We start from the raw sequence: 24,231 nt of genomic DNA on the forward strand, positions 1-24,231 counted from the left end.
GCATAGGTGATTGCCAGGAGATCCGTCAGCGACGCATAGCGCCAAATACCACGGTTCAGCCCAAACAAGAAACCGACGCCGCTAACAATGACCCCGAATAGAGCCGCTGCACCAAGGAAATACGTCAGGTTCTGAACGACAATATCGAAATCAAGCCTCAACACGAGCGAAAGCAACATCGCGGCAGCACCCATTATGCCGTCGTGAACCAGAGCCAAGCCCCGCAATACTATCAGCCGAGAAACCCTCCATGGCCAAGTCGTATTGTCTACAGTATAAACACGCTCTCGCCGTTTGCGTTCTGCTGGAAACACTAGTTTAGACCTTAATAAAGGTGGCGATCATCCGCCGATGTCTAATTTCCAAACAACCAAGGCTCGGTCGCTCGGAGTCGCAGTATAGGGCTCTGGCGCTGACATGTGCCACCAACTTCTGAAAATGTGAATCTTTCACGCGGCGATTATCAACTTCCCCGATGGAGGCCGCCAGGTTCAAGGCGATGGTCGAAGCGGGTTGCGATGGATCCTGTCGACGTCGGAGGCCACACTGTCTGGCAGGGCGCCGAAGGCTTCCTCGAGGAACTTGACCTATTTAGGTGTGCTCTCTCAGAGTCTTACGCGGGCCGGATGGCTTCGGATTGGGCGGGACATAAAATAGGTTCCTTGGGGTATCGGGGCTTGTAGCGCTCGATGCTCCAGCCGTCAGCCTCCATGGCGGCAGCCTCCTCAGCATGGCGCAGCTCCTGGATTCCAGCCGAAGTTGACAGAGACTCAAATAGTGGTTTTGGGCTCTGGTTTGTCAACTTGATGTAAACTTAGGGTAAAGCGCGCTCTTACGGCTTAAGAGAACGCACGTTTTCTGGTTGACAGAAATGCCCACGGATCGCCTCTCCCGCAGAGGCCAAGTTGACACTGTCAACCTAGATCCTCGGTCGGGTAGTGTCTCAGTTTGAATTTCGGCTACGAGTGGTTTTCAGACGTTGGGCGCGACAGTATTGTTGTAGTGTGGGTCTGCAAGCACACCCATGGGTTTCGAGAGGTATCGTATGCCCAAAGCGCGAGGCCGAATGGCGCTGACCGCAGATTTGGTCGCGCGCGCCTATCGGGCGATTGAGAACACCGGCCCAGCCCCGGATATGGTTCGTAATACCGAAACGGAGTGGAACGCCACCGTTCGGGAAATGCTTGCGTCGCGTCCTGGGGGACAGGATGTGTGGATCTTCGCCTATGGCTCACTTCTCTGGAAGCCGGCTGTGGAGCATGTGGAGCAGCGTTCGAGCGTCGTGCGGGGATGGCACCGTTCGTTCTGCATTGGCATGAAAGATTGGCGCGGAACCGTCGACCAGCCGGGCCTCATGATGGGGCTCGACAGGGGTGGGCAGTGCAAGGGGATGGTTTTGCGGCTGGCCGAGGATAACGTTGAGGCCCAGCTCGGAAAACTTGTCCGGCGCGAGATGCCCGTGAGGCCCTCCAGCAAGCCTTTCACCCACACCCCGCGATGGGTGCAGGTTCATACAGCCCAAGGGCACTTTCAAGCGCTTGCCTTCGTCGTCAATCGAAGGGGGGTCAACTATGTGGGAGGCCTTACGCCGGATGAGACGGCGGGTATTTTGGCCAACGCATGTGGCCATGGAGGCTCGTGCGCCGAATATCTTTACAACACAATCTCGCAATTGCTTTAGGCATTCGGGATCGCAACTTGTGGCATTTGCAGTCGCTTGTGGCAGACAAGCTTGTTTCATTGCATCCGTGACAGGGCCTCAGGCGGGCCTACACCCCGCCGGGGTTGAGCGCTGAAAGGCGGCGCAATTGCCATCTTTGCCGAGCCACCAGGGTCGTAAGCAAAAATTCAAACTGAGACACTACCCCTCGGTCCGGTATGTGAGCAGCGAAGGCAAGCTCTCTGTGCTGGATTAGCCGGCGCAAAACGGGCGTTGCATTGAGCCGCCTCCGGTCACCCCACAGGGAGCGGAGTATCAATGGTATTTTTTCTCCGGCAACAAAAGGCATCCCCATGCGCTCGCCATGGCTTATCTAAGACTTCATCCAGACCCAGAAACGAAGTCGATCGGGAGGAACCCGGACGATCGTCCTCAGCTTCCTCTCATGGCATCCAGAACCGGCACCCGATTCCCCTAGTGGTGCACTCGCTGACGCGCACCTGCTTCGCCGAGTCCTCCCCCGCCGGATTAGCGGGACTGACCGAACATGCGCTCCATGCTCGCGGTCTCGCGGAGCTGAGGGCAGTAGTAAGTAAAATCGGCTGGCTGGCACCAATGGCATAGATGGATTGGAGTTATCGTTCGATCATCTGCCAGAACCACCACGTTGCGCCATTTCGCACCTACGCGGGGACAAGCGTGAACGTCTCATCTCAACCATTCCGTTACATTCCAGTCCAAACGGACAACGCGCGTCTCGGGTGCGCAATGAGCCAAGCTTGCATCAGATCGACGCAAACTGCGTTGTCGGAACCGACGCAGATGGTGCGACCTCAGCGGCTCAGCGCGTCCAGCGCCCGTTGTGCCGCGATGAGGTCGACCACCGGATATCTGGTTTCAAACGTGTCGATCACGGATCGTAGACGCGTCGCGGCCTCATGGACACGACCTTGACGTGCCAGAACTGGTGCTAGTTGGGTTGTGGCGCGAAGCTCGAAGAGTCTCGCTTGCTGACGACGGGCAGTGGCAATCGCAGTTTCGAATAGGTGCGCGGCGCCCGTCAGGTCACCTCTGCCCGCGGCGATTTGGCCACGAAGGCGAATGCATTCTGCTAGGTAGCTCGCTTCGTCCGTATCGAAAACGAGGGTATCGATATCATCAAGCATTTGCGATGCCTCGTCGAGGCGACCGGCCCGCAGGAGAAGATCACAAAGTTCGCATGCCTTCTCAGGGGTATGAAATACGACGCCCTGCCCACGCCAAAGAACCATACTCTCCCGGACGTCATCGATGCCGGCATCCAGTTCACCTAAATGCGAGCGGGCATGGCCACGCCACCTAATGCCGCTGCTTCGACGCGCCGTGTAGCCATGCCGATCGCAAATCTCGACGATCTTCGTAGCGTTCTCAAGGAGTTCCTCGTATTGACCGAGTAGCGCGCACAATTCGCAATGCCCGAGAAGACGCCACGCGAATTCGAAGGGCTTATCGACCTGGTCAAAATTTCGAATTAGGCGCTCTTTCTCTTCGACGGCATCATCAAAGAAACCCAATATTATCAGCGTTTCACTAAAATATTCCTCGGCAGCGACACGGAGTTGATCGAACAAGATACCCGGATTTGGGTCAACATGATCGATCAAATCTAAGCCATTCCGCAAAGCTTCAGCTGCCTGTGGTTGTTCTCCCCGGCTATAATGAGCCATCCCCTTGGTTGCCCAAAGACCGCTTAGATAGGCCGGTGGAAGGAGATCGGCACAATCTGCGAGCTGCTTTTCGGCTAGGGTCAGGTAATCGTGATTGCGCCCAGTGGCTAAAAAAAATGGAGCGGATGAAAGCGCAACGTCACATTGCAATTCGACCGATGCGGTGTTCGCGGCAGCAAGACGTGCATCTTCAAGCGTCTTCCCAAGGCGCTCAGAACGATATCCTTCAGCCTGCATCAAGGCATTGGCCATCGCAAGGTGGAGGCGTGTCATCCGTTCGGCGCCGCCGGACACATCGCCAAGTCTCCTGCTGCAGTCAATGGCACTGGCAAAGTGCGACACGGCTTCCCGAGTGGCAGCTCTGGCCACGGCGGTCCTTCCAGCCTTTTGCCAGTGATCGAGCGCGCCCGCCCAATCCCCAGCTTCCTGAAGGTGGTGCGCGAGGAGCTCGGGTTGCGCTTCAGTGATTTCGGTCCACTTTTCCTCCAACACATCTGCGACACGCTTATGTAGCGCCTGGCGCTTGGCGCGCAGCAGCGTGCCATACGCTGCGTCCTGAACGAGCGCATGCTTGAAGAGGTAAGTGGCCAGTGGCCGCGTCCCGCGGCAGAACACCAGACCGGCGCCGACGAGTTGATCCAGTGCTCCATTTAGATCAGCGGCATTTCGCTGTGCGACCGCTGCCAGCAATTCGTAGGAGAACTCCCGACCGAGAACCGCGCCGACCTGTGCGACCTCCTTAACGGTTGAGCCGAGGCGATCGAGCCGCGCCATTAACGAGGCATGCAGCGTCGCGGGGACGTTCAACGCCGTTGCAGCAGCTCTTGAGAGCACTGTCCTGGCGTTGCCGCCCTCCAACACCGCCTTGGTCAGCTCCTCGACGAACAGTGGCACCCCATCCGTGCGCTCGATGATCTCCGCGACAACGTCGCTCGGCAGCTCCCCGGTGCCGACGACCCGCTGGACCAGCGCGGCGCCTTCACGACGGTCGAGCCGGTTGAGGACAAGAACCGTGACGTGCGCCTGCCCAGTCCACGGCGGTTGAAACTCGGGGCGGAACGTCAGGAGAAGCAGCACTGGCAGGCGCTGCACCCGCTCGACTACAAGGTCGAGCAGCTCGCGCGAGCTGGGGTCGATCCAGTGCACATCCTCGAAGAGCATCAGCACCGGACCTTGTCGCGCCAGGTCTTCAAGCTGCCGGAGCAGCGCATCGAAGGTTTTCTCTTTCTTACGCTGGGGCGTCAGTTGGAGAGGCGGGAAACGGCCTTCGGTCGGCAACGACAGCAGCTCGGCCAGCAGCGCTACGTCCTCCGGCGAGGCCGGGGCAAGCAGGGCCGTAAGCTTATCCAGCTTCCTCTCAGGTGGGTCGTCGCGCTCCAACCCGGCGGCACGTTCTAGCTGCGCAATGGTCGGGTGGAGCGCGCTGTCTTGATGGTGCGGCGAACAGAAATAGCGCAAGCGGGTGTGTGGCTCATTCTGGATCCGCTCCTGCAAGGTGACGGTGAGGCGCGACTTTCCGATGCCGGGCTCACCTGAGAGCAGCACCACACGACCTTCACCACTTTTCGCGCGATGCCAGTGGCGCTGCAGCAGGTCGACCTCCTCCTCACGCCCGACCAGCGGCGTGGGCGTCGTCCCATGCAGCGCCTCGAACCGGCTTTCGACAGCGCTCTCACGAAACACTTGATAGGGATGGATCGGCTCCGGAAAGCCTTTCACCTCGACGGCGCCAAGATCGCGATATTCGAAAAGATCGCCGACCAGCTGCCGCGTTTGCGGCCCGATCACGACCGCGTCGGGTTCGGCAAGAGCTTGCAGGCGGGCGGCGAGGTTCGGCGTTTCACCCACGACGCCGCGCTCTTGCCCTTCGCCGGCGGTGATCAGATCGCCAACGACGACCTGTCCGGTGCCGATGCCGATACGAACCCGCAATGGCTCGGGCTCCGGAAGTCGCCTAACGGCATTGACGAGAGCAAGGCCAGCGCGCACCGCCTGCTCGGCTGCGTTCTCGTGCGCCTGCGGATAGCCGAAATACACCAAAACTCCGTCGCCCATATACTTGGCGACAAAGCCGCTGAAGTGGGCGACCGTATCGGCGACACAGCGGTGATACGCTCCGATGGTCTCACGTAGGTCCTCGGGATCCAGACGCGTCGACAGCGCCGTCGAGCCGACGAGATCCACGAACATGACGGTCAGTTGTCGACGCTCCGCGCTTAGCTCCCGGGTGCGGCTCTGAATCGCGATGTCATCGGTGCTCGCGTCGGGATGGCTTGATGACGGCCCCAGCCCCACTACCGCCTTGCGGAATCGCTTGCGATGACCGAGGAGCATACCGAGCTTCTCGAGGTCGGCGTCGGTCAGTTCCGGCAGGACTTCCGCGTCGATCGCGTTGTCGCGAAATGCCTGCTCGTATTGCTGGAGGCCGAGGCCTCGCAACCAAGCGGCGACGTCCACACAGCTCTCCCAAGGCTGAATTCGGGTCCTTCAGCCGCAATATTAACTCAGATGCCAGGGAAATGCTGTAGTCCGACGCGGGTTTCCGCGGCGGTGACAGCTTCTGGCAGCAAAGCGGACGATACGCTCCTAGTGATCAAGCGTCCGCAACGGGTCAGTCGCGTCGTCCGACGACCGCGACTGATCGATCCACAGAGGGTCGAACTCGGCCGATCACAGGGTTTCGACCCGTGGCACCTGTGATCATTGGCAACCACGGTTCGCATTGTTCGCATGCGATAGCCACGGACACATATCGCCCCCTACCAACCGTATTGGAGCGACCGCCAGTGGGCGAGGTTCGACCGTTGCGACCATTGGATTACTCACACAGCAGCTCTCATTGACCCGGGTATGGTCCGATCTTCCCAAAAATCGCGCGCAAGATCCTTGCGCGCTTGGCAGTTACGGGTGGATCGGTGTTGTCGGAGGCTTTGCGAAGCGCCTCGATCCATGAAACCTCGTTCTCGCTCACGACAGTTCCGAAGATCTGCTTGATCGCCATCAACGCGCTGCTCTCAAAGTATTGCTCGAGCGCCAGGAGGAAAAGTCTCGCAGGGTCGCACTCCAGCGCCTTCGCGAGACCGGGGACCCGATCAAATGGAACTTTTGCTACACCCGATTTTATCATCGAAATAAAGTTGACGTTGGTGAACCCGGCTTCGACGGCGATGTCTTTCTGGCTTTTACGACCCTTTAGCCGATCGATGCGGCCATCTATAAACTTCGCGATTTCTGAGTTCGCGTTTGGGCGACCTGAAGGTGTATTCATTTTTACTTCTCGCTTTTTCTAAATAAAAACATCTAAGTCTTTTATATAGCGAGAATGTAATGGGATATTATATATAACTCAGCCTATGCGCGCAAAAATTTATTAAGTATAAAATCGATCCTCTATTGCCTGCTCCATATCTACAACTGGCCATCAATTGGAACGCCTCACAGACGCGCGGCATTCCCAAGTCGGGCGCGGATCGTGTCGCTTGCCGGCGTCACCATGTAGCCCTCTTGGAAGTCCCCAATCATAATCGAGTGACTTCGATCTGCCTGAAATGTGACGGCGGATGGTCGTGGATCCGCGGCGGCCAAAGATGGCGAGGCGGAAATGGCATCGAGTGCAGAAGCGGTGTCGCACGGTTGATGCGACTCGGATAAGGGCTGTCCGGTGTGGTCAACCGGCTGCTCGATGGGATGACCACCACGGATGAACTACTCGACCACAGTCGTCCTCCAAGGCTTCAAGGACCCGACGCGACAGGTTGTGCTGGAATACTTGGCGACACTGTCGACAGCGACCCAGCGGCGGTTGGCGGGAAGGACAGTTGTTCACCCGGTGATCGATCTCGGCGACTACACGTGCCGAGCCGTAATTGACTGGGTCGAGATCGACTTCTGGTTCCAGCGCACGACCCAGTTTCGATTCGTCCAGGACATCCTGCGCCCGATCATCGGTCGACAACCACACATGGATCCAATCGAACCAGGCCTCGGAAGGGAAAGCACTAAGTTTCGAGTCAAATTCCAGGAACCTGAGCTGGACCTTCTGACCACGTGCGAAGATGAGCTGAACAAGAAATTCGGCCCGGAACTGCAGGCGATAATTCACTCAATTGAGATCAGCGTAGATTTTAAGCCGAAGACGCCATCGTCCGACAAGATCGGGAGGATGGCCGGCGTCTTAGCCCGACATCTGTTTCCGGACCGGGATTTCATGACGGTCGGCCTCGACAGACCACGTTTCCTATGGAGTCGAGAAGAGCCAACTTTTCTGATGGCGGCGGGAAGCCTGATGTCCTCAGATGCTGACCAGCCTGCTCCCATCGATGCAACGTTCTATGTTGGCAAACAGGATGGGCCAGTGCGTTGGCGAGTGATGGAAAAGACAATCGACAACCAAAACATCGCAGCCGGAACTTGGGATGAGCTACCAGTCAGCGAACACCGAGCTAGGATCGAAGTGACTCTGGATCGGCAGGAGCTGATCGACCTCGGCGTCAGCTCTCTGGATGATCTGCGGCGCTTCAACTTCGGCAAGCTTCAAGGCAGCTACTTCCAGTTCATGGTTCCAACGTTCGAGAACGACTTCGCCAGGAAGCACCCTGCCCGCAGGGCGATCGAGGTCGACCGCTGGAAAAGGTTCGTCAACGCCGGTGTTGTCGGGCTAGTCGCCATGGAAGGGGCGCGGCAGTCGTTCCGACACAAAGCCAGGCCGGAGCTCAAGAAGCAGGTGCGAGCTAAGAGGCTCAAGGTCCGGCCCACGACCAGGGTCGGCGCCGGCTCTTCAGGTAGCTTCCTCGCCTATGAGGATCTCAATGGGCGGGCGGCGATGGCACTGGAGAAGCTGGGGCATAGGGAGGGTGGGGGAGGTAGATGAGGCAGGCTCTACACAGAGCAAGTTATTAGGTCGCCGGAACCGCTGATTGCGTCGAACCCTTGCTCCGAAAGCAGCTGTTTACATCCGAACACGCTAATAGCCAGAGTTTCTGGTGGGAAAAACCTGCCAAATTGGGATCGACGAATACATACCCAGGCGCTGATTTAGACCACCCTGTGCTTCGCCATCAGGTCACCTAACGCTGCGCTCTCGGTAACCGCGCTTTCGCGATCGCGTAGCCCAAGGCTTCGAGCCAGTATCCGTCGATACCTGAGAGGGGCAATGGCCTCGATCCTCGGTCTCGCAGAGACCGGACACGGTTCGATCTTCCTCTCCAGTCTAGCGCCCGACAACGCACCGTTCGGAAGAGCGCCCCGCCCTGTTGATGTCGAGAAAAAGACTTATATGCGATATTCATACCTCTCAAGCGAAACGGCGGCAGACCGAAAGCTGGTTTGACAATTTGGGAATAAAGCCTTTGTTATCAATGACCGGCAATCGAGCGTTTGACAGCCTAACCACTTGAACTGCCACGGCTGTTCCAGAACGGCTCAGCGTGGAATAGAATGCCGCCTGCGGCCGGTCGAACGGTTGCGGGCAAGCGAAAAGAGCGAATGGCAACCACGGAACTGCAACAGCCGGGCAATAACGGCTTGAGCGCACGCGCCGCGCGCACGCTCAAGGCGGTGCCGCGTGCCTGGAACCGGTTCTGGCGCCTCGTTTCGCTGTATATGCCGAAGCGGCTCTATGCCCGCTCGCTGATCATCGTCATCGCGCCGATGATCCTGCTGCAATCGGTGGTCGCCTTCGTCTTCATGGAACGCCATTGGGCAACCGTGACGCAGCGTCTATCGCAGGCCACCGTACGCGACATCGCCGCCATCATCGACATGATCGAAACCTATCCGCACGACGCCGACTACGCCAACATCATCCGGATCGCCCAGGACCGCATGCAGTTGAAGGTCGACCTCTTGCCGCCCGACCCGCTGCCCGCGCCCGGGCCCAAACCCTTCTTCTCGATCCTCGACGATGTTCTCTCGGCCGAAATCACCCGCCAGATCAACCGCCCGTTCTGGATCGACACGGTCGGCAATTCCAACATCGTCGAGGTGCGCGTCCAGCTTGAGGGCAAGGTGCTGCGCGTCTTCGTGCGCCGCAGTCAGGCCTATGCCTCGAACACTCACATCTTCCTGATCTGGATGGTCGGCACCTCGCTGGTGCTGTTGATGATCGCCATCCCCTTCCTGCGCAACCAGATCCGGCCCATCCTGACGCTCGCCGAGGCGGCCGAAAGCTTCGGCAAGGGCCGGCCGATGCCGCGCGATTTCCGGCCGCGCGGCGCCGAGGAGGTTCGCCGCGCCGGCTTTGCCTTCATTCAGATGCGCGAGCGCATCGAACGCCAGATCGAGCAACGCACCGCCATGCTGACCGGCGTCAGCCATGACCTGCGAACCATTCTCACCCGCTTCAAGCTGCAACTGGCGTTGGCCGGCGGCAAGGCCGAGACCAAGGCGGCGCTCGACCAGGACATCGACGATATGCAGTCGATGCTCGAAGGCTACCTCGCCTTTGCCCGTGGCGAAGCTTCCGAGGATGCCGGGCGGTTCGATCTCGAGGCCTATTTCCAGAAGCTCGACGAGGAAGCCGGATTGCGCAAGCGCAAGCTGTCGACGACGCTAGTTGGCGACCGTGATGTGCATGTGCGGCCGAACGCCTTTGCCCGGCTGCTGTCCAACGTCATCGGCAACGCCTTCCGCTATGCCAGGACGGTGGAGGTCAACGCCAACCATGGCCGCGGCTCGCTGCTGGTCACCATCGACGACGATGGCCCTGGTATCCCGCTCGACAGGCGCGAAGACGTCTTCAAGCCCTTCGTGCGGCTCGACGAAGCTCGCAACCTCGATGCCAGCGGCACGGGGCTCGGCCTGTCGATTGCCCGCGATATCGCCCGCAGCCATGGCGGCGACATCACCCTCGACGACAGCCCGCTCGGCGGCCTGCGCGCCGTCATCAAGGTTCCGGCCTGATCGGGGCATGATCTCGAAAAATGGAAACCGGCTTTCTCGGACAAACGGAAACTGTTTATCGAGATATCATGCTTAGCTAGACGACTGCTTCATCCGCCCGTCATGAAACCATGGTGAAGAGCGCGCATGAAGCGCGCGACCTCACTTGATTCGGCCTTGCCGCCTCACTTCGATCCCGTGCCCGCCCGGGTGCGCAGGAGCGAAGCGAGAGCCGCAGGCTGGTCGCCGTTCCGGCATCGTCTCAAGGCAACCGTCGACCTTTCGAGCAAAGGGCCGCCATGCGCATATTGATGGTCACCGACGCCTGGCGCCCACAGGTCAATGGCGTCGTCCACACGTTGGAACGGCTGACCGAGACGCTGAAATCCTTCGATGTCGCGGTGGATTTCCTGACACCCAACATCTTTCGCACGCTGCCCTTGCCGACCTACCCCGACATCCGGCTGGCGCTGACCACGCCCGGCCATGTCGCGCGCCTGATCGAAGCCGGCAAGGCGGACCACATCCACCTCGTCACCGAGGGACCACTGGGCATCATGGCGCGACGCTATTGCCGCAATGCCGGCCGGCCGTTCACCACCAGCTATCACACCCGCTTTCCCGAATATCTGAGCGCCCGCCTGCCGGTGCCGGAAAGCTGGGCCTATCGCTGGCTGCGCGATTTCCACAATTCCGGCCAGGGCACGCTGGTCGCCACGCAGTCGCTCGCCGACGATCTTGCCTCGCGTGGCTTCAACAAGCTGCGCCCCTGGACGCGTGGCGTCGACACCGACCATTTCCGGCCGGACAAGAAGAAGGATCTCGGCTTTCCCAGCCCGATCTTCCTTTGCGTCGGCCGCGTCGCCATCGAAAAGAACCTCTCGGCCTTTCTCGACCTCGATCTGCCCGGCAGCAAGGTGATCGTCGGCGAGGGTCCGGAACTGGCCAAGCTGAAGGCGAAATACCCGCAGGCGCATTTCCTCGGCCATCGCCCCAATGACGAACTGGCCGAGATCTACGCCTCGGCCGACGTCTTCGTCTTTCCCAGCCGCACCGACACGTTCGGCAATGTCATCATCGAGGCGCTGGCCAGCGGCACGCCGGTCGCCGCCTATCCGGTGACCGGTCCGATCGACATCGTCGGCGACGGTTTTGGCGGCGCGGTATCGACCGATCTGCGCGAGGCGGCGCTCGCCGCCCTCAACGTCGACCGCGCCGAGGCGCGCGAACGCGCCATGCGCTACAGCTGGAAAGCCTGCGCCGAACTGTTTCTCGACACGGTCGAGGAAGCGCTGGGCATGCCGCGGAAACTGGCTGCCTGACATTTGCCTTCGTCATCCACGGTTGAAGCGGTGGCAAAGCCGACGCGCAGACCCGGGGATGAACAAGCCGTGGTCAGTCGACGACCCTACCTAAAAAAGCCGCCCGCCATCCGGCACCCTACGCTCGATGGCGCCGAGCACCACGGCACCCTCCTCGTCGGGAAAGCCGAGCGTCAGCACTTCCGACATGAACGGACCTATCTGGCGCGGCGGGAAATTGACCACCGCGAACACCTGCCGGCCGATCAGCGTCTCGGGCGTATAGTATTTGGTGATCTGGGCCGAGGATTTCTTGATGCCGATGTCGGCGCCGAAATCGATCTTAAGCTTGAATGCCGGCTTGCGCGCTTCGGGAAACGGCTCGGCCTCGACGATCGTGCCAGCGCGGATGTCGACACGATCGAAGTCGGCAAAACTGATGTCGGGCTTGCGCTCGCTGCTCGAACTCATCTCTGTCTTGTCTGCCTTGCGGTCGCTCTAGAGCATGATCCCGAAAAGTGGACCCCAGTTTTCTCGGACAAACGGAAACCGATTGTCCAGAGATCATGCTCAAACAATGAGATAGAGCCCCATCCCGATTCCATCGGGATGGAACGGGCTCTAGGCGTTGCCGTACGTCTCGAACAGCACTCCGGCCAGCGCGTCCTTGGCCGAGGTTCCCGACCAGACGACGAACTGGAAGGCCTGGAAATAGCATTCGCAGGCTTCCAGCGCCGACGACAGCAGCACTTCGACCTGCTGGCTCGACGGCTCGACACCGCCGGCCAGGAGCAGCGACTGGCGGAACATGATCGCGCCTTCCTGCTCCCAGAGGTCGAAATGGCCGAACAGCATCTGTTCGTTGATGAGCGACAGCAGCCGCATCACTTCCAGTGCGCGGGCCTCCGGCACCTTGATGTCGAAGGCGCAGGCCAGGTGCAGCGCCTCGAAATCCTCCATCCACGAGAAGGAGACGTGATAGTCGGTCCAGCTGCCGGCAACCGAGATCGAAATCTCGTCATCACCGGCCCGCTCAAAGGACCAGTCGTTGTTGTGGGCCACCTGCTCGATAACATCCACCGGATGGATTTCGCGGGAGAATTCGAGTTCGAGAAGTTCCATGGAATGCTTCCTGTCGTTCTGAGGAGCGCCGCCACACGCTCCGCGGGAGGGCACACACAACGAACAATCTTGTCTAGAACTCGGACGGCCAGGACTTCTCGACGCAAAGACCCCCAGACCGGACCCCACCGCCCGGCCACATGACCCTGCTCCGAATCATGCAACAAATTCAGTCTATTGATCGGGAGTCGCGTGAACAGCCCAATTTTTCGCACTGCGTCATTCGCATGTGGAAAGCCGCTGTCACAAAGATTCATGCAACGCCGTTAAGCGATTCACGGCAAAGCGCTTTTCAGGATCGGGCTATGTGGAAAAGTTTAATGATTATTTTTTTGCGCGGGGCTTTGCCGCCGCCGCCGGTGCGGCCTGTCCGCTCAATTCGGCAAGCTTGGCCTCGAGCGCCTCGATACGCTCTGCAAGGCGGGTGTTTTCTTCCCGGGCCTTGGCGGCCATCTCGCGCGCCGCCTCGAACTCTTCGCGCTGCACCACATCCATGGTGTTGAGGATGCGTTCGGCCTGGCCCTTGAAGGCGGTCTCGACCTCGCGGCGCACGCCTTGGGCGGCCCCTGCGGCATCGGTCATCAGCTTGGCGAATTCATCGAGAATGCGGTTCGGTCCGGTCGACATGGCAAATCCTCGCTTGCTCGAATTGACGTAGTGGTGCTGCGCGCGGAATGCAAGAACGTTGAGGCCTGGTGTGGCATCAAGTCGGACACACCTTATCCAAAATTACTGGCAAGCCCGATCAATAACTATTATTATTCCAATGGTTTTGCAGGAGTACCGTCATGGCCATTAGCGCAGACTTGGGCAACCGTCTCGAAGAGATCGTGAACCAGCTTGTCAGCACCGGTCGCTACAATTCGAAGAGTGAAGTGCTGCGTGAGGGTGTTCGCCTCGTCGAAGAGCGGGAGAAGCGCCTTGCCGCCCTCGACGCAGCCCTCGCCAAAGGCATTTCGGATGCCGATGCCGGACGGATAAAGCCGGCCGACGAAGTGCTTGATCGACTGGAGGCCAAATACAGGGCAATGGTAGAGAAGAGCAAGTGAAGCGGCTGGTCTTCACCAGCCAGGCTGAGGCAGACCTTGAAGCCATTGGCGACCACATCGCACTCGACAACCCGTTTCGTGCCATAACATTCATTCAAGAATTGCGCCGCGATTGCATGGAATTGCGCGCAATGCCGGAGCGATATCCACTTCTTGAGCCCCATCGATCCACAGGCATTCGTCGGCGCGTCCATGGCAACTATCTGATTTTCTATCGCGTCGGCTCAGACACAGTAGAGATACTGCATATCCTGCACGGCGCGATGGACCTTGGGGCGATCCTGTTCCCAGATAATTGACGACGTCCGCCTTGCCTTGACCCTGCCAAAACCCTGCCGCATGGTCCGCGCCCAAATGCGATCGCAACCGAGAGTTCCCTGTTGAACGACTATTTCCTGCTGCCGCTGGCCTCCCTGCCCTTCCCCAACATCAACCCGATCCTCATCCAGATCGGGCCGCTGGCGGTACATTGGTACGGCGTCGGCTACATCGTCGGCATCCTGTTCGCCTGGTGGTACGCCAAGCGGCTCGCCGCCAATGCGAGGCTGTGGCCGAACGGCGTCCTGCCGATGAAGCCGGAGGACCTCGACGACTTCATCGTCTGGGCGGCCATCGGCGTCGTACTGGGCGGCCGCACGGGCTACGTGCTGTTCTACGACCTGCCGCGCTACATCGCCCACCCGCTCGACATCTTCGCTCTCTGGCAGGGCGGCATGTCGTTCCATGGCGGCCTGCTCGGCGTCATCCTCGCCATGACGCTGTTTTCCATCAAGCGCGGCATCCGCACATGGTCGCTGTTCGACGTGGTGGCGGCCGGTGTGCCGGTTGGCCTTGGCCTGGTGCGCGTCGCCAATTTCATCAATTCCGAGCTTTGGGGGCGCCCCACCGACGTGCCCTGGGCGATCGAATTCCCCAATGGCGGGCCGTTTGCCCGCCATCCTAGCCAGCTCTATGAGGCCTTGCTGGAGGGCGTGGTGCTGTTCCTCGTCCTGCGCATCCTCACCCATTCGCGCCTCAAGCTGAAGACGCCGCGCTTCGTCGGCGGCGCCTTCATCTGCGGCTACGGCCTGTCGCGCATCTTCGTCGAATTCTTCCGCGAGCCCGACCAGCAGCTCGGCTATCTCCTTGGCACCAATTGGCTGACCATGGGCATGATCCTGTCGTCGCCGATGGTGCTGGTCGGCATCTGGGCGATGGTGACCGCCAAGCCGGTGCCACAGCCGCAGCCGGCATGACACGGCTGAGGACCCGCATCGTCGGCCTTATCGAGGCGTCGGGGCCGCTTCCCGTCAACGAATACATGGCGATGTGCCTGTTCGACCCCGTGGACGGCTACTACACGACGCGCGAACCCTTTGGCGCGGCCGGCGACTTCATCACCGCGCCGGAGATCAGCCAGATGTTCGGCGAACTCGTCGCCATCTGGCTCTACCAGGCCTGGCTGGCCAGCGGCCGGCCGCTGCCGGTCACCGTCGCCGAGATCGGTCCTGGCCGCGGCACGCTGATGAACGACATGCTGCGCACGCTGTCGCGACTTGATCCTGATCTGGCCAAAGGCGCCGGCTTCGCGATGATCGAGACCAGCCCACGCCTGACAGAAGTTCAGAAACAGACGCTCGGCACGACGCCATTCGCGATCGATTGGCACGAAACCATCGACACGCTGCCGCAACAGCCGCTGTTCATCGTCGGCAACGAATTGTTCGATGCCGTGCCCATCCGCCAGTTCGTCCGCGCCGGCGCCGGCTGGCGCGAACGCGTGGTCGGTCTGGACGAGACCAGTGAGCTGCGCTTCTTTGCCGGCGCCGGCTCGGTCGACCCGACACTGCTGCCTGACGACGCCACCGACGCGCCGCAAGGCGCGATCGTCGAGGTCGCGCCGGCACGCGCAGCCCTGATGGCGACCATTGCCGAACGCATAATTACGCATGGCGGAGCCGGCCTGTTCGTGGACTATGGCCACCTCCGGCCAGGTGTCGGCGACACGCTGCAGGCTCTGCGCAGGCACGATCACGAAGATGTGCTGGCCAATCCCGGCGAGGCCGACCTGACGACCCACGTCGATTTCGCCGCTCTTGCCGCAACCGTCCGCGCGCATGGGCTCGACGCCCATCTGTCGACGCAAGGCGGCTTCCTGCTCGGCATGGGCATTCTCGAGCGTGCCGGCCGGCTCGGCGCCGATGCCGACCAGACGGCGCGCGACAAGATCGCCGACGACGTCGAACGCCTCGCCGGCGCGCAAGCCATGGGCGAGCTGTTCAAGGTGCTTGCCGTGCTCCCCCGCGACATGGCCGTCCGGCCCTTTGCCACGGCGGATTGACTTTTCACTGCCGCCTCTCCCAATCTCCCGTCCGGCAAGCACCGTTCGGACCGCCAGCCGAACTCTGCCCCGCCTTCTTGTCGAAAAGCACTTCTCCTTGACGAAACCGCCCACACGGACAACAACGCCCGCATGCTGAATCAGACCAAACCGGATCCCGTTCGGTCGGCCCTGCTGGACAAGGCGCAGGCGCATGGCATCCGCCACGGCTATTTCACCCGCCTCGGCGGTGTTTCCAGCGGCATCTACCAGGGCCTCAACATCGGCACCGGATCGAATGACGACCAGGCGCTGGTCGCCGAGAACCGCAGCCGTGTCGCCGCCTGGATGGGCGTGCCGGCGAGCCATCTGTTGACCGCCTGGCAGGTCCATTCTCCCGATGTCATTGTCGTGCGCGAGCCCTTTGCCGGCGAGCGGCCCAAGGCCGACGCCATCGTCACCGACCGGCCGGGCATCGCCATCGGTGCCTCGACCGCCGATTGCGGCCCGGTGCTGTTCGCGGATACGCAGGCGCGCATCATCGGCGCCGCGCATGCCGGCTGGAAAGGCGCCTTCACCGGCGTGCTGGAAAACACCATCCTCGCCATGGAAAGCCTTGGCGCCAGCCGCCAAAACATCGTTGCCGTGCTCGGCCCTTCGATCGGCCCTGAAAACTATGAGGTCGGGCCGGAATTCGTCGCCCGTTTCGTCGAGGCCGACGCTGAAAACATCCGCTATTTCGTACCCTCCGCCAACGCCGGCCATGCGATGTTCGACCTCAATCGCTACACGGTCGACCGGCTGGCTAAGGCCGGCGTGACGGCCGAGGGCCTCGGCCGCTGCACTTATGCCGAGGAAGATCTGTTTTACTCCTACCGGCGCACCACGCACCGCAAGGAGCCCGATTACGGCCGGCAGGTTTCGGCAATCGTTTTGGAGAAGCAATAATGGCGCTGCATTTTGAACGTTCGGAATTTGATGCGCGGCGCGACCGGCTGATGATCGAGATGGCCGAGAAGAAGCTCGACGCTATCCTGCTGTTCGCCCAGGAAAGCATGTACTGGCTGACCGGCTACGACACGTTCGGCTTCTGCTTCTTCCAGTGCCTGGTGGTGAAGGCCGATGGTTCGATGGTGCTGTTGACCCGCTCGGCCGACCTGCGCCAGGCGCGCCAGACCTCGATCATCGACAACATCGTCTTGTGGACCGATCGCAACGGCGCCAATCCGGCGGTCGACCTGCGCAATCTGCTCAACGAGCTCGACCTGCTCGGCGCCCGCATCGGCGTCGAATACGACACCCACGGGCTGACCGCCTACAATGGCCGGCGGCTGGACGAACAGCTGCAGACCTTTGGCCAGATCGCCGACGCGTCCGGCATCGTCGGCCGGCTGCGCCTGTTCAAGAGCCCGGCCGAAATCGCCAAGGCCGAGAAGGCCGCCAACCTTTCCGACGACGCGCTCGACGCGGCCTTGCCGCTGATCAAGCAGGGCGGCGACGAAGCGCTGATCCTGGCAGCCATGCAGGGGGCGATCTTTGCCGGTGGCGGCGACTATCCGGCCAACGAGTTCATCATCGGATCCGGCGTCGATGCGCTGCTGTGTCGCTACAAGTCCGGCCGCCGCAAGCTCACCAAGAACGATCAGATGACGCTTGAATGGGCTGGCGTCTTCAACCACTACCATGCGCCGATGATGCGCACCGTGCTCACCGGCAAGGTCTCGAAGCGCCATCAGGAGCTGTTCGACGCCGCCCGCGCAGCACTTCTGGCCGTCGAGAAGGCGATGACGCCGGGCAACAGCTTCGGCGACGTGTTCGACGCCCACGCCCGCACCATGGAGGCGCACGGCCTGACCAAGCACCGGCTGAACGCCTGCGGCTATTCGGTCGGCGCCCGCTTCACCCCGTCCTGGATGGACATGCCGATGTTCTACCAGGGCAACCCCGAGCCGATCGCGCCGAACATGACGCTGTTCGCCCACATGATCATCATGGATTCCGACACCGAGACGGCGATGACGCTTGGCCGCACCTACCTGACCACCGAATCCCAGCCGAAGCCGCTGTCCCGCCATGATCTCGACTTGATCGTACAGTGAATCCACAATGGGAGGCGTGCTTCGCCAAGGAGTTAGAAGGCAAATGAGACGATCGCATGTGACGACCGTGTCATTGCTTGTGGCATTGGCTCTTGCCGCCTGCACCAACGCAAAGGACGTTCTCGAACCGTCAGCCATCACCCCGCCGGCGACCTCGACGCCGTCGACGCCCGGCACCCAGGGCAGCGCCGCCCCCGCCCCGTCGCCCGCCGACCCCGCCATTGCGGGCAATCCCGCAACCACCACCACGCCGGTCACACCAGCCCAAAGTGCTGCCATCCTGTCGAAGACCCGCCTGCAGATCGCGCCGATCGTCGGTGCTTCGGTGGAGGCCGCCACGCCGCTGACGGCGGAATTGCAGACGCGCGCCAGGCAACGTGGCATCACGCTTGCCGGCAGCACCGACCAGACCGCGACCCATGTGCTCAAGGGTTATTTCTCGGCGATATCGGAAGGCAAGGACACCACCGTCATCTATGTCTGGGACGTCTACGACCCGGCCGGCAACCGGCTGCACCGCATCAACGGCCAGCAGAAGGCAGCTTCGACAAAATCCGGCGACAGCGGGGGCGGCGATAGCTGGAAAGGGGTCTCACCGGCGACTATGCAGGCAATCGCCGACCAGACCATCGACCAGTTCGCGGCCTGGCTCGGCGGCAAGGCGGGCTGAGGTGTTGCCCACTGGCGATGGCGCGAGGCTTTCTTGAGATTAGCCGGCGGATTCCCGATCTCGGCGCTTGCAATACCGGCGCGGGCCGCTAAAAGCCCGGTTAAAAGGTGCAGGAGAGTCTGTCTGATCTCTCCATCCTCCACCAGGAACGGTGTATGAAACTCTTCGCGGGCAATTCCAACAGGGTGCTGGCCGAAGCGGTCGCCCGCTATCTCAACATCCCGCTGGGCAAGGCCAGTGTCAGGCGCTTCGCCGACCAGGAAATCTTCGTCGAAATCCAGGAAAATGTGCGCGGCGAGGATGTCTTCATCCTGCAGTCGACCTCGTTCCCGACCAATGATCACCTGATGGAACTGCTCATCATGATCGATGCCTTCATGCGCTCGTCGGCCAAGCGCATCACGGCGGTGATTCCCTATTTCGGCTACGCCAGGCAGGACCGCCGCGCCTCCGGCCGCACGCCGATCTCGGCCAAGCTGGTCGCCAACATGATCACCCGTGCCGGCGTCGACCGCGTTCTGACGCTCGACCTGCACGCCGGCCAGATCCAGGGCTTTTTCGACATCCCGACCGACAATCTGTTTTCGGTGCCGGTCATGGCCCGCGACGTGAAGGCGAAGTACAAGCAGCTCGGCAATGTCGTGGTGGTGTCGCCCGACATCGGCGGCGTGGTGCGCGCCCGTGCGCTGGCCAAGCGCTTCGACGCGCAGCTGGCCATCGTCGACAAGCGCCGCGAGCGTCCGGGCGAATCGGAAGTGATGAACATCATCGGCGCCGTCGCCGGCAAGGATTGCCTGCTGATCGACGACATTGTCGATTCCGGCGGCACGCTGTGCAATGCCGCCGATGCGCTGCTGGCCAACGGCGCCACCAGCGTCACCGCCTACATCACCCACGGTGTCCTGTCGGGCGGCGCCGTCGCCCGCATCAGCGGCTCGAAGCTGCAGGAACTGGTGATCACCGATTCCATCCAGCCGACCCAAGGCGTGCTCGACGCTCCGAACATCCGCGTCATCTCGATCGCCGACCTCATGGGCGAAGCCATCTCGCGCACGGCGACCGAGGAATCGGTGTCGAGCCTGTTCGACTAGGCCTGTCTCCAAACAGCTTCAAACCTCGAAATAACTCGGGCCGTCGAGGTCGGCAACCAACCCGGGCTGCGTCGGCTGCCATCCCAGCGCCTGCCTGGTCTGCTCGCTGCAAGCAGGCCAATCCATGCCGAAGAAGTGGCCGAGGAAGCCGAAATGGTCGGCTGCTTCCTCGCGGGTTTTGGACACCACCGGCAGTTTCAGCCGGCGACCGATGATCTCGGCGATCTCCCGCGTCGGCACACCCTGGTCGGCAACGCCGTGGTATCTGGCTCCTCCAGCCCCCTTCTCGAGCGCCAGCCTGAAGAGGGTGGCTGCATCGAGCCGGTGCACTGCCGGCCAGCGGTTCGTCCCGTCGCCAATATAGGCCGAAACACCCTTTTGACGCGCGATGCCGATCAGCATCGGAACGAAGCCATGATCGCCGTCGCCGTGGACCGAGGGCGAAAGACGCACCGCCGAGGCGCGCACGCCGCGTGCCGCCAGCGTTTCGGCCGTCACTTCCGAGGCGCGGGGATAGGAAGCGGATGGAGGAACAGGCGCGTCGTTCTCACTCGCCACTTGACCGGCCGGCGTCAGCAGCGCCAGTCCGGAGGTGACCAGCAAGGGCCGCTCGGAGCCTTCGAGTTCCGCCCCGAGCGTCTCGATGGCGCGCCGGTCCGCCTCGCAATTCGCCGCGAATTTCGAGAAGTCATGGTTGAAGGCGGTGTGGATGACGCCATCCGAAAGGGCCGCTCCACTGCGCAGGCTCTCCAGGTCCTCGATATCGCCGCGATGCACCTCGGCGCCCGCAGCGACGATCGACCTCGCACCTGCATCCGAACGGACGAGGCCAAGCACCTGATGGCGCGCTCCAACGAGCTCCCGCACAACCGCTGAACCGACAAAACCGGTGGCACCGGTGACAAATACACGCATCGCGATTTCTCCTTTGTTTGCTCAAGGGCCGTATGGACAGCCCGTTGCCGAAGGAGATACGGGATTGAGGAAATACGATCTATGCTGTAAAGTCCGTATTATCTTCGCAATCGTCCGGAATGCTCATGGATCCGCTCTCAGATGTGCTGTCGCTGCTGAAGCCGCGCAATTACCTGTCCGCCGGGCTGGAGGCCGGTGGCGACTGGTCGATCCAGTTCCCCGACCAGCAGGCAGCCATCAAATGCGGTGCCGTGGTATCCGGCCGATGCTGGCTGTCCGTGGACGGCGTGGCGGATGCGGTGCGGCTGGAGACGGGTGACTGTTTCCTACTGCCGCGCGGGCGTCCTTTCCGCCTTGCCAGCGACATGGAGCTGCCATCGGTCGATGCCCGCACCATCTTTTCCCCCGCACGCACCGGTGGCATCACCTTGCATAATGGCGGCGGCGATTTCCTTCTCGTCAGCAGCCGCTTTGCCCTATCCGGGAACCATGCCGGCATCCTGTTGCGAATGCTGCCGCCGATCGTCCACATCCGCAGCGACTCCGATCATTCGGCGCTGCGCTGGCCGGTGGAGCGGATGATGCAGGAATTGCGCGAGCGGCGGCCAGGTGGCTTTCTCATCGTCGAGCATCTGGCCCACATGATCCTGATCGAGGCCTTGCGCCTGCATATGGCCGAGGGCTTGCGGGGCGGCGTCGGCTGGCTGTTTGCGCTGGCCGACAAACAGATCGGCGCGGCGATCGGCGCCATGCACGAAGACCCGGCGCATGGCTGGACATTGCAGGCGCTGGCCGAGCGCGCCGGCATGTCGCGGTCGACCTTTGCGCTGAAATTCAAGGCGATGGTCGGTGCTTCCCCCATGGACTACCTGACGCGCTGGCGCATGCTCTTGGCCGGCGACAGGCTGGCGAGTTCCGGCGATCCTGTTTCCGTCATTGCACTGTCGCTCGGCTACGAATCGGAAAGCGCCTTCAGCACCGCCTTTAAGCGGGTGATGGGCTGTTCGCCGCGCCAACAGAGCCGTGGCCGGCCACCGGCTTCCGCCCCGCATGGCGAGCAGATCATCCGCACCAGCCTGCCCGAGCCGGTCGCGGGCTGAAGGGCCGCGCATAACGCCGAAATCATGGGCTTTCCAGTCGAAGCGCAGCGCTTGGCCGACGTATGCTTTCGCCGCTGTCACGCGCACCGCGCATATAGCCGCGTGGCGACGCGCCCAGCATGCGCTTGAACATGGTGATGAAGGCCGGCACGCTGTCATAGCCGAGATCGAGTGCCACCCTGGTGATTGGTTCCCCGTCGGCCAGCCGTGGCAGTGCTGCGAACAGGCAGGCCTGCTGCCGCCACGTCGACAGCGACAGGCCGGTCTGACGCTGGAAGGCGCGGGTGAAGGAACGGCGGCTCATGCCGGCGGCATCAGCCCATTCGTCGATCGTCGCATGCGGCGAAGGGGCCGCCACGAAACGCCGGCAGAGTGCCGCCAGCCTGGGATCGGACGGGAACGGCAGGCCGAGCGGCCGTTCCGGCAGGGTCGGGATTTCATGCAGCAGGAGATTCATGATCAGCCCGCCACGGCCTTCCAGCACGCCGCCCTGCGGCAGCTTCTCGGACTCCACGATCAGGCTGTGCATCAGGTCGGTGACGCCGACCACGCGCAAGCCTTCCGGCAGCCCCGGAATAGCCTGCGGCATGACATAGACCGAACGCATCGAGACATCGCCCAGCATCTCGACCGAATGCTCGGTGCCGGCCGGAATCCACATCGCATGATCAGGCGGTACCATCCAGCGCCCATGCCGCGTCGTCACCAGCACGACGCCGACCAGCGCGTGCAGCAGCTGGTTGCGGCTGTGGCGGTGTTGCGGCACATGGTAGCCGTCGGGATATTCGGTCGGCAGCGCCACCGCCGGCCCGACTGCTTGCTCCAGCCACAGCCAGCGGCGCTCGTGCAATTGCTCGAGGTTGGCATTGCCCGCGTGAAAGATTTCCCTGCCGTGCGGCATTGGGTATGGCCCACTTGCGAAACTATTGGACCAAACCACGAAAGAAGTCGCGCCGCAAGCAGCTTATAAGGCAACCGTCCTAAGGCGGTCTGCAGGAGCGTCCGCCAGAGCTGCCCGCGGGCGTGCCCGCCAAAAAGACCACGGAGCCTACCTTGACCGATACGACAGCCGCCAGCGTCGCGCCACCAGCGACCGCCAGTCACGCTTCAGCCCAGGCGACGGCCTTCACCGTCATCCTGGCGGTAAGCTTCTGCCACTGCATCAACGACATCATGCAGTCGCTGCTATCGGCCATCTATCCCTTGCTGAAAGAGAATTACGGCCTCGACTTCTGGCAGATCGGCCTCCTGACCTTCACCTTCCAGGTGACCGCATCGCTGCTGCAGCCGGTGATCGGCATGGTCACCGACAAGCGGCCGATGCCCTATTCGCTGCCCTATGGCATGGCGTCGTCGCTGATCGGCCTGGTCGTGCTCGCCTATGCCGGGCATTATTCGCTGCTGTTGATCGGCGCCTCGCTGATCGGCATCGGCTCGGCGATCTTCCATCCGGAATCCTCGCGCATCGCCCGCTTTGCGTCCGGCGGCCGCTTCGGGCTCGCGCAGTCACTGTTCCAGGTCGGCGGCAATTTCGGCCAGTCGATGGGGCCGCTGCTGGCTGCCTTCATCGTCGTGCCGTTCGGCCAGACCAGCATCTCATGGTTCGCTGTCGGCTCGCTGATCGGCATCATCGTTCTGTGGCAGGTCGGCGGCTGGTACAGCCGCCTGCGCGCCGCACAGGGCAACCGCAAGACGGCAACCTTCGTCTCGCCCTTCCCGCGCCGCAAGGTGATGAATGCATTGATCGTGTTGACCCTGCTGGTATTGAGCAAGAACGCCTACATCGCCAGCCTCGCCAGCTACTACACCTTCTATTCCATCCATAAATTCGGCGTTTCCGTGCAGATGTCGCAGGTCATGCTGTTCCTGTTCCTCGGCTCCTCGGCACTCGGCATCCTGCTTGGCGGCCCGTTCGGCGACCGCTACGGGCAGAAGGCGATGATCTGGTTCTCGATCGTCGGCGTGCTGCCCTTCACGCTGGCCCTGCCCTACGCCAACCTCGAATGGACGATGGTGCTGACGGTGCTGATCGGCCTGATCCTGTCGTCGGCCTTCTCCAACATCGTCGTCTTTGCGCAGGAGCTGGTGCCGGGACGTGTCGGCATGATTGCCGGCATCTTCTTCGGCTTCGCCTTCGGCATGGGCGGCATCGCGGCCGCCGTGCTTGGCGTCGTCGCCGACATGAAGGGCATCGAGTTCGTCTTCCAGATCTGCTCGTATCTGCCACTGCTCGGCCTGCTGACGGTGTTCCTGCCGAACATGCGGGAAGCCAGGAAGGCGGAGGCGGCGATCAGCTGATATCAGCCAGTCTTCAGGATTTTGACGTGAGGGCGTGGCAGC

Annotated in this window: 21 protein-coding genes and 1 pseudogene; 14 read left to right on the forward strand and 8 right to left on the reverse strand. The window is 61.7% G+C overall.

From position 1 onward, the window contains the following. A pseudogene (locus AC1D2G_RS30765) lies at positions 1 to 194 on the reverse strand (polysaccharide biosynthesis protein); the annotation flags it as partial. Between the two features lie 872 nt (positions 195 to 1,066). Between AC1D2G_RS30765 and AC1D2G_RS30770 the strand changes: the two are divergent. Further along, on the forward strand, positions 1,067 to 1,681 hold the full coding sequence (locus AC1D2G_RS30770) for a gamma-glutamylcyclotransferase (RefSeq protein ID WP_477418794.1): 615 nt from the start codon (positions 1,067 to 1,069) through the stop codon (positions 1,679 to 1,681). Between the two features lie 812 nt (positions 1,682 to 2,493). On the opposite strand, the gene AC1D2G_RS30775 is transcribed toward AC1D2G_RS30770, so the two are convergent. Both AC1D2G_RS30775 and AC1D2G_RS30780 read right to left on the reverse strand, forming a co-directional pair. Further along, positions 2,494 to 5,823, reverse strand: coding sequence for an AAA family ATPase (locus AC1D2G_RS30775; RefSeq protein ID WP_477418796.1), 3,330 nt, complete (start codon positions 5,821 to 5,823; stop codon positions 2,494 to 2,496). A 379-nt stretch (positions 5,824 to 6,202) separates the two neighbouring features. Then, the gene (locus AC1D2G_RS30780) at positions 6,203 to 6,634 is read right to left on the reverse strand and encodes an XRE family transcriptional regulator (RefSeq protein WP_477418798.1); all 432 of its coding nucleotides are present in this window, start codon (positions 6,632 to 6,634) and stop codon (positions 6,203 to 6,205) included. A gap of 432 nt (positions 6,635 to 7,066) precedes the next feature. Between AC1D2G_RS30780 and AC1D2G_RS30785 the strand changes: the two genes are divergently transcribed. From AC1D2G_RS30785 to AC1D2G_RS30795, 3 genes are all read left to right on the forward strand, one after another. Continuing rightward, entirely contained in the window at positions 7,067 to 8,236 is a 1,170-nt protein-coding gene (locus AC1D2G_RS30785) for a hypothetical protein (RefSeq protein ID WP_477418800.1), read from the forward strand. Between the two features lie 614 nt (positions 8,237 to 8,850). Beyond that, a complete protein-coding gene (locus AC1D2G_RS30790) occupies positions 8,851 to 10,266 on the forward strand; it encodes an ATP-binding protein (RefSeq protein ID WP_095090872.1) in 1,416 nt (471 codons plus the stop codon). Between the two features lie 278 nt (positions 10,267 to 10,544). Beyond that, positions 10,545 to 11,567, forward strand: coding sequence for a glycosyltransferase family 4 protein (locus AC1D2G_RS30795; protein ID WP_477418802.1), 1,023 nt, complete (start codon positions 10,545 to 10,547; stop codon positions 11,565 to 11,567). A 90-nt stretch (positions 11,568 to 11,657) separates the two neighbouring features. Here AC1D2G_RS30795 and AC1D2G_RS30800 read toward each other — a convergent pair whose 3' ends face one another. The 3 genes from AC1D2G_RS30800 to AC1D2G_RS30810 all read right to left on the reverse strand — a co-directional run bounded on the left by AC1D2G_RS30800 (position 11,658) and on the right by AC1D2G_RS30810 (position 13,295). After that, positions 11,658 to 12,017 carry a tRNA-binding protein gene (locus tag AC1D2G_RS30800; RefSeq protein ID WP_457151538.1) on the reverse strand — a complete coding sequence of 120 codons (360 nt, stop codon included), beginning with the start codon at positions 12,015 to 12,017 and terminating at the stop codon, positions 11,658 to 11,660. A 150-nt stretch (positions 12,018 to 12,167) separates the two neighbouring features. Next, complete coding sequence (locus tag AC1D2G_RS30805; RefSeq protein ID WP_006202532.1) at positions 12,168 to 12,668, reverse strand: type III secretion system chaperone family protein; 501 nt, start codon at positions 12,666 to 12,668, stop codon at positions 12,168 to 12,170. Positions 12,669 to 12,992: 324 nt separating this feature from the next. Further along, a complete protein-coding gene (locus tag AC1D2G_RS30810; protein ID WP_184874869.1) occupies positions 12,993 to 13,295 on the reverse strand; it encodes an accessory factor UbiK family protein in 303 nt (100 codons plus the stop codon). A gap of 161 nt (positions 13,296 to 13,456) precedes the next feature. On the opposite strand from AC1D2G_RS30810, the gene AC1D2G_RS30815 reads away from it, so the two are divergent. The 8 genes from AC1D2G_RS30815 (at position 13,457) to AC1D2G_RS30850 (ending at position 19,876) form a co-directional block, all read left to right on the forward strand. Continuing rightward, positions 13,457 to 13,717 (forward strand): type II toxin-antitoxin system ParD family antitoxin, encoded by a 261-nt coding sequence (locus AC1D2G_RS30815; protein ID WP_457151540.1) that lies wholly within the window; start codon positions 13,457 to 13,459, stop codon positions 13,715 to 13,717. Further along, positions 13,714 to 14,016 (forward strand): type II toxin-antitoxin system RelE/ParE family toxin, encoded by a 303-nt coding sequence (locus AC1D2G_RS30820; RefSeq protein ID WP_457151541.1) that lies wholly within the window; start codon positions 13,714 to 13,716, stop codon positions 14,014 to 14,016. Before AC1D2G_RS30815 ends, AC1D2G_RS30820 begins: the two co-directional genes overlap by 4 nt. A gap of 81 nt (positions 14,017 to 14,097) precedes the next feature. Then, on the forward strand, positions 14,098 to 14,952 hold the full coding sequence (gene lgt, locus AC1D2G_RS30825; protein ID WP_477300354.1) for a prolipoprotein diacylglyceryl transferase: 855 nt from the start codon (positions 14,098 to 14,100) through the stop codon (positions 14,950 to 14,952). After that, positions 14,949 to 16,037, forward strand: coding sequence for a class I SAM-dependent methyltransferase (locus AC1D2G_RS30830; RefSeq protein WP_477228201.1), 1,089 nt, complete (start codon positions 14,949 to 14,951; stop codon positions 16,035 to 16,037). The genes lgt and AC1D2G_RS30830 overlap by 4 nt, the downstream gene beginning before the upstream one ends. Before the next feature lie 132 nt (positions 16,038 to 16,169). Then, positions 16,170 to 16,964, forward strand: a complete 795-nt coding sequence (gene pgeF, locus AC1D2G_RS30835; RefSeq protein WP_477228202.1) for a peptidoglycan editing factor PgeF — start codon at positions 16,170 to 16,172, stop codon at positions 16,962 to 16,964. Continuing rightward, positions 16,964 to 18,115: a M24 family metallopeptidase gene (locus AC1D2G_RS30840; protein ID WP_477228203.1), complete on the forward strand. Its 1,152-nt coding sequence runs from the start codon at positions 16,964 to 16,966 to the stop codon at positions 18,113 to 18,115. Before pgeF ends, AC1D2G_RS30840 begins: the two co-directional genes overlap by 1 nt. A gap of 43 nt (positions 18,116 to 18,158) precedes the next feature. After that, positions 18,159 to 18,785: a hypothetical protein gene (locus AC1D2G_RS30845; protein ID WP_477228204.1), complete on the forward strand. Its 627-nt coding sequence runs from the start codon at positions 18,159 to 18,161 to the stop codon at positions 18,783 to 18,785. Positions 18,786 to 18,940: 155 nt separating this feature from the next. Continuing rightward, positions 18,941 to 19,876, forward strand: a complete 936-nt coding sequence (locus tag AC1D2G_RS30850; protein ID WP_019860650.1) for a ribose-phosphate pyrophosphokinase — start codon at positions 18,941 to 18,943, stop codon at positions 19,874 to 19,876. Between the two features lie 18 nt (positions 19,877 to 19,894). On the opposite strand, the gene AC1D2G_RS30855 is transcribed toward AC1D2G_RS30850, so the two are convergent. Further along, the gene (locus AC1D2G_RS30855; protein ID WP_477228205.1) at positions 19,895 to 20,791 is read right to left on the reverse strand and encodes an SDR family oxidoreductase; all 897 of its coding nucleotides are present in this window, start codon (positions 20,789 to 20,791) and stop codon (positions 19,895 to 19,897) included. A 125-nt stretch (positions 20,792 to 20,916) separates the two neighbouring features. Between AC1D2G_RS30855 and AC1D2G_RS30860 the strand changes: the two genes are divergently transcribed. Then, complete coding sequence (locus AC1D2G_RS30860; RefSeq protein ID WP_477418804.1) at positions 20,917 to 21,891, forward strand: AraC family transcriptional regulator; 975 nt, start codon at positions 20,917 to 20,919, stop codon at positions 21,889 to 21,891. Between the two features lie 22 nt (positions 21,892 to 21,913). Here the strand turns inward: AC1D2G_RS30860 and AC1D2G_RS30865 are convergent, their stop codons facing one another. Then, positions 21,914 to 22,792: an AraC family transcriptional regulator gene (locus AC1D2G_RS30865; protein ID WP_477228207.1), complete on the reverse strand. Its 879-nt coding sequence runs from the start codon at positions 22,790 to 22,792 to the stop codon at positions 21,914 to 21,916. Positions 22,793 to 22,944: 152 nt separating this feature from the next. Here AC1D2G_RS30865 and AC1D2G_RS30870 point away from each other — a divergent pair, with 152 nt between their 5' ends. Beyond that, positions 22,945 to 24,189 carry an MFS transporter gene (locus tag AC1D2G_RS30870; protein ID WP_477228208.1) on the forward strand — a complete coding sequence of 415 codons (1,245 nt, stop codon included), beginning with the start codon at positions 22,945 to 22,947 and terminating at the stop codon, positions 24,187 to 24,189. Positions 24,190 to 24,231 lie beyond the last annotated feature (42 nt).

The sequence above is a fragment of the Mesorhizobium sp. P2_C7 genome, assembly GCF_056404515.1.

Coding starts and splice junctions, on each gene's coding strand:
- AC1D2G_RS30770 (WP_477418794.1), top strand. CDS start 1,067: ATGGCGCTGACCGCAGATTTGGTCGCGCGCGCCTATCGGGCGATTGAG.
- AC1D2G_RS30780 (WP_477418798.1), bottom strand. CDS start 6,634: ATGAATACACCTTCAGGTCGCCCAAACGCGAACTCAGAAATCGCGAAG.
- AC1D2G_RS30785 (WP_477418800.1), top strand. CDS start 7,067: ATGAACTACTCGACCACAGTCGTCCTCCAAGGCTTCAAGGACCCGACG.
- AC1D2G_RS30790 (WP_095090872.1), top strand. CDS start 8,851: ATGGCAACCACGGAACTGCAACAGCCGGGCAATAACGGCTTGAGCGCA.
- AC1D2G_RS30795 (WP_477418802.1), top strand. CDS start 10,545: ATGCGCATATTGATGGTCACCGACGCCTGGCGCCCACAGGTCAATGGC.
- AC1D2G_RS30800 (WP_457151538.1), bottom strand. CDS start 12,017: ATGAGTTCGAGCAGCGAGCGCAAGCCCGACATCAGTTTTGCCGACTTC.
- AC1D2G_RS30805 (WP_006202532.1), bottom strand. CDS start 12,668: ATGGAACTTCTCGAACTCGAATTCTCCCGCGAAATCCATCCGGTGGAT.
- AC1D2G_RS30810 (WP_184874869.1), bottom strand. CDS start 13,295: ATGTCGACCGGACCGAACCGCATTCTCGATGAATTCGCCAAGCTGATG.
- AC1D2G_RS30815 (WP_457151540.1), top strand. CDS start 13,457: ATGGCCATTAGCGCAGACTTGGGCAACCGTCTCGAAGAGATCGTGAAC.
- AC1D2G_RS30830 (WP_477228201.1), top strand. CDS start 14,949: ATGACACGGCTGAGGACCCGCATCGTCGGCCTTATCGAGGCGTCGGGG.
- pgeF (WP_477228202.1), top strand. CDS start 16,170: ATGCTGAATCAGACCAAACCGGATCCCGTTCGGTCGGCCCTGCTGGAC.
- AC1D2G_RS30840 (WP_477228203.1), top strand. CDS start 16,964: ATGGCGCTGCATTTTGAACGTTCGGAATTTGATGCGCGGCGCGACCGG.
- AC1D2G_RS30845 (WP_477228204.1), top strand. CDS start 18,159: ATGAGACGATCGCATGTGACGACCGTGTCATTGCTTGTGGCATTGGCT.
- AC1D2G_RS30850 (WP_019860650.1), top strand. CDS start 18,941: ATGAAACTCTTCGCGGGCAATTCCAACAGGGTGCTGGCCGAAGCGGTC.
- AC1D2G_RS30855 (WP_477228205.1), bottom strand. CDS start 20,791: ATGCGTGTATTTGTCACCGGTGCCACCGGTTTTGTCGGTTCAGCGGTT.
- AC1D2G_RS30860 (WP_477418804.1), top strand. CDS start 20,917: ATGGATCCGCTCTCAGATGTGCTGTCGCTGCTGAAGCCGCGCAATTAC.
- AC1D2G_RS30865 (WP_477228207.1), bottom strand. CDS start 22,792: ATGCCGCACGGCAGGGAAATCTTTCACGCGGGCAATGCCAACCTCGAG.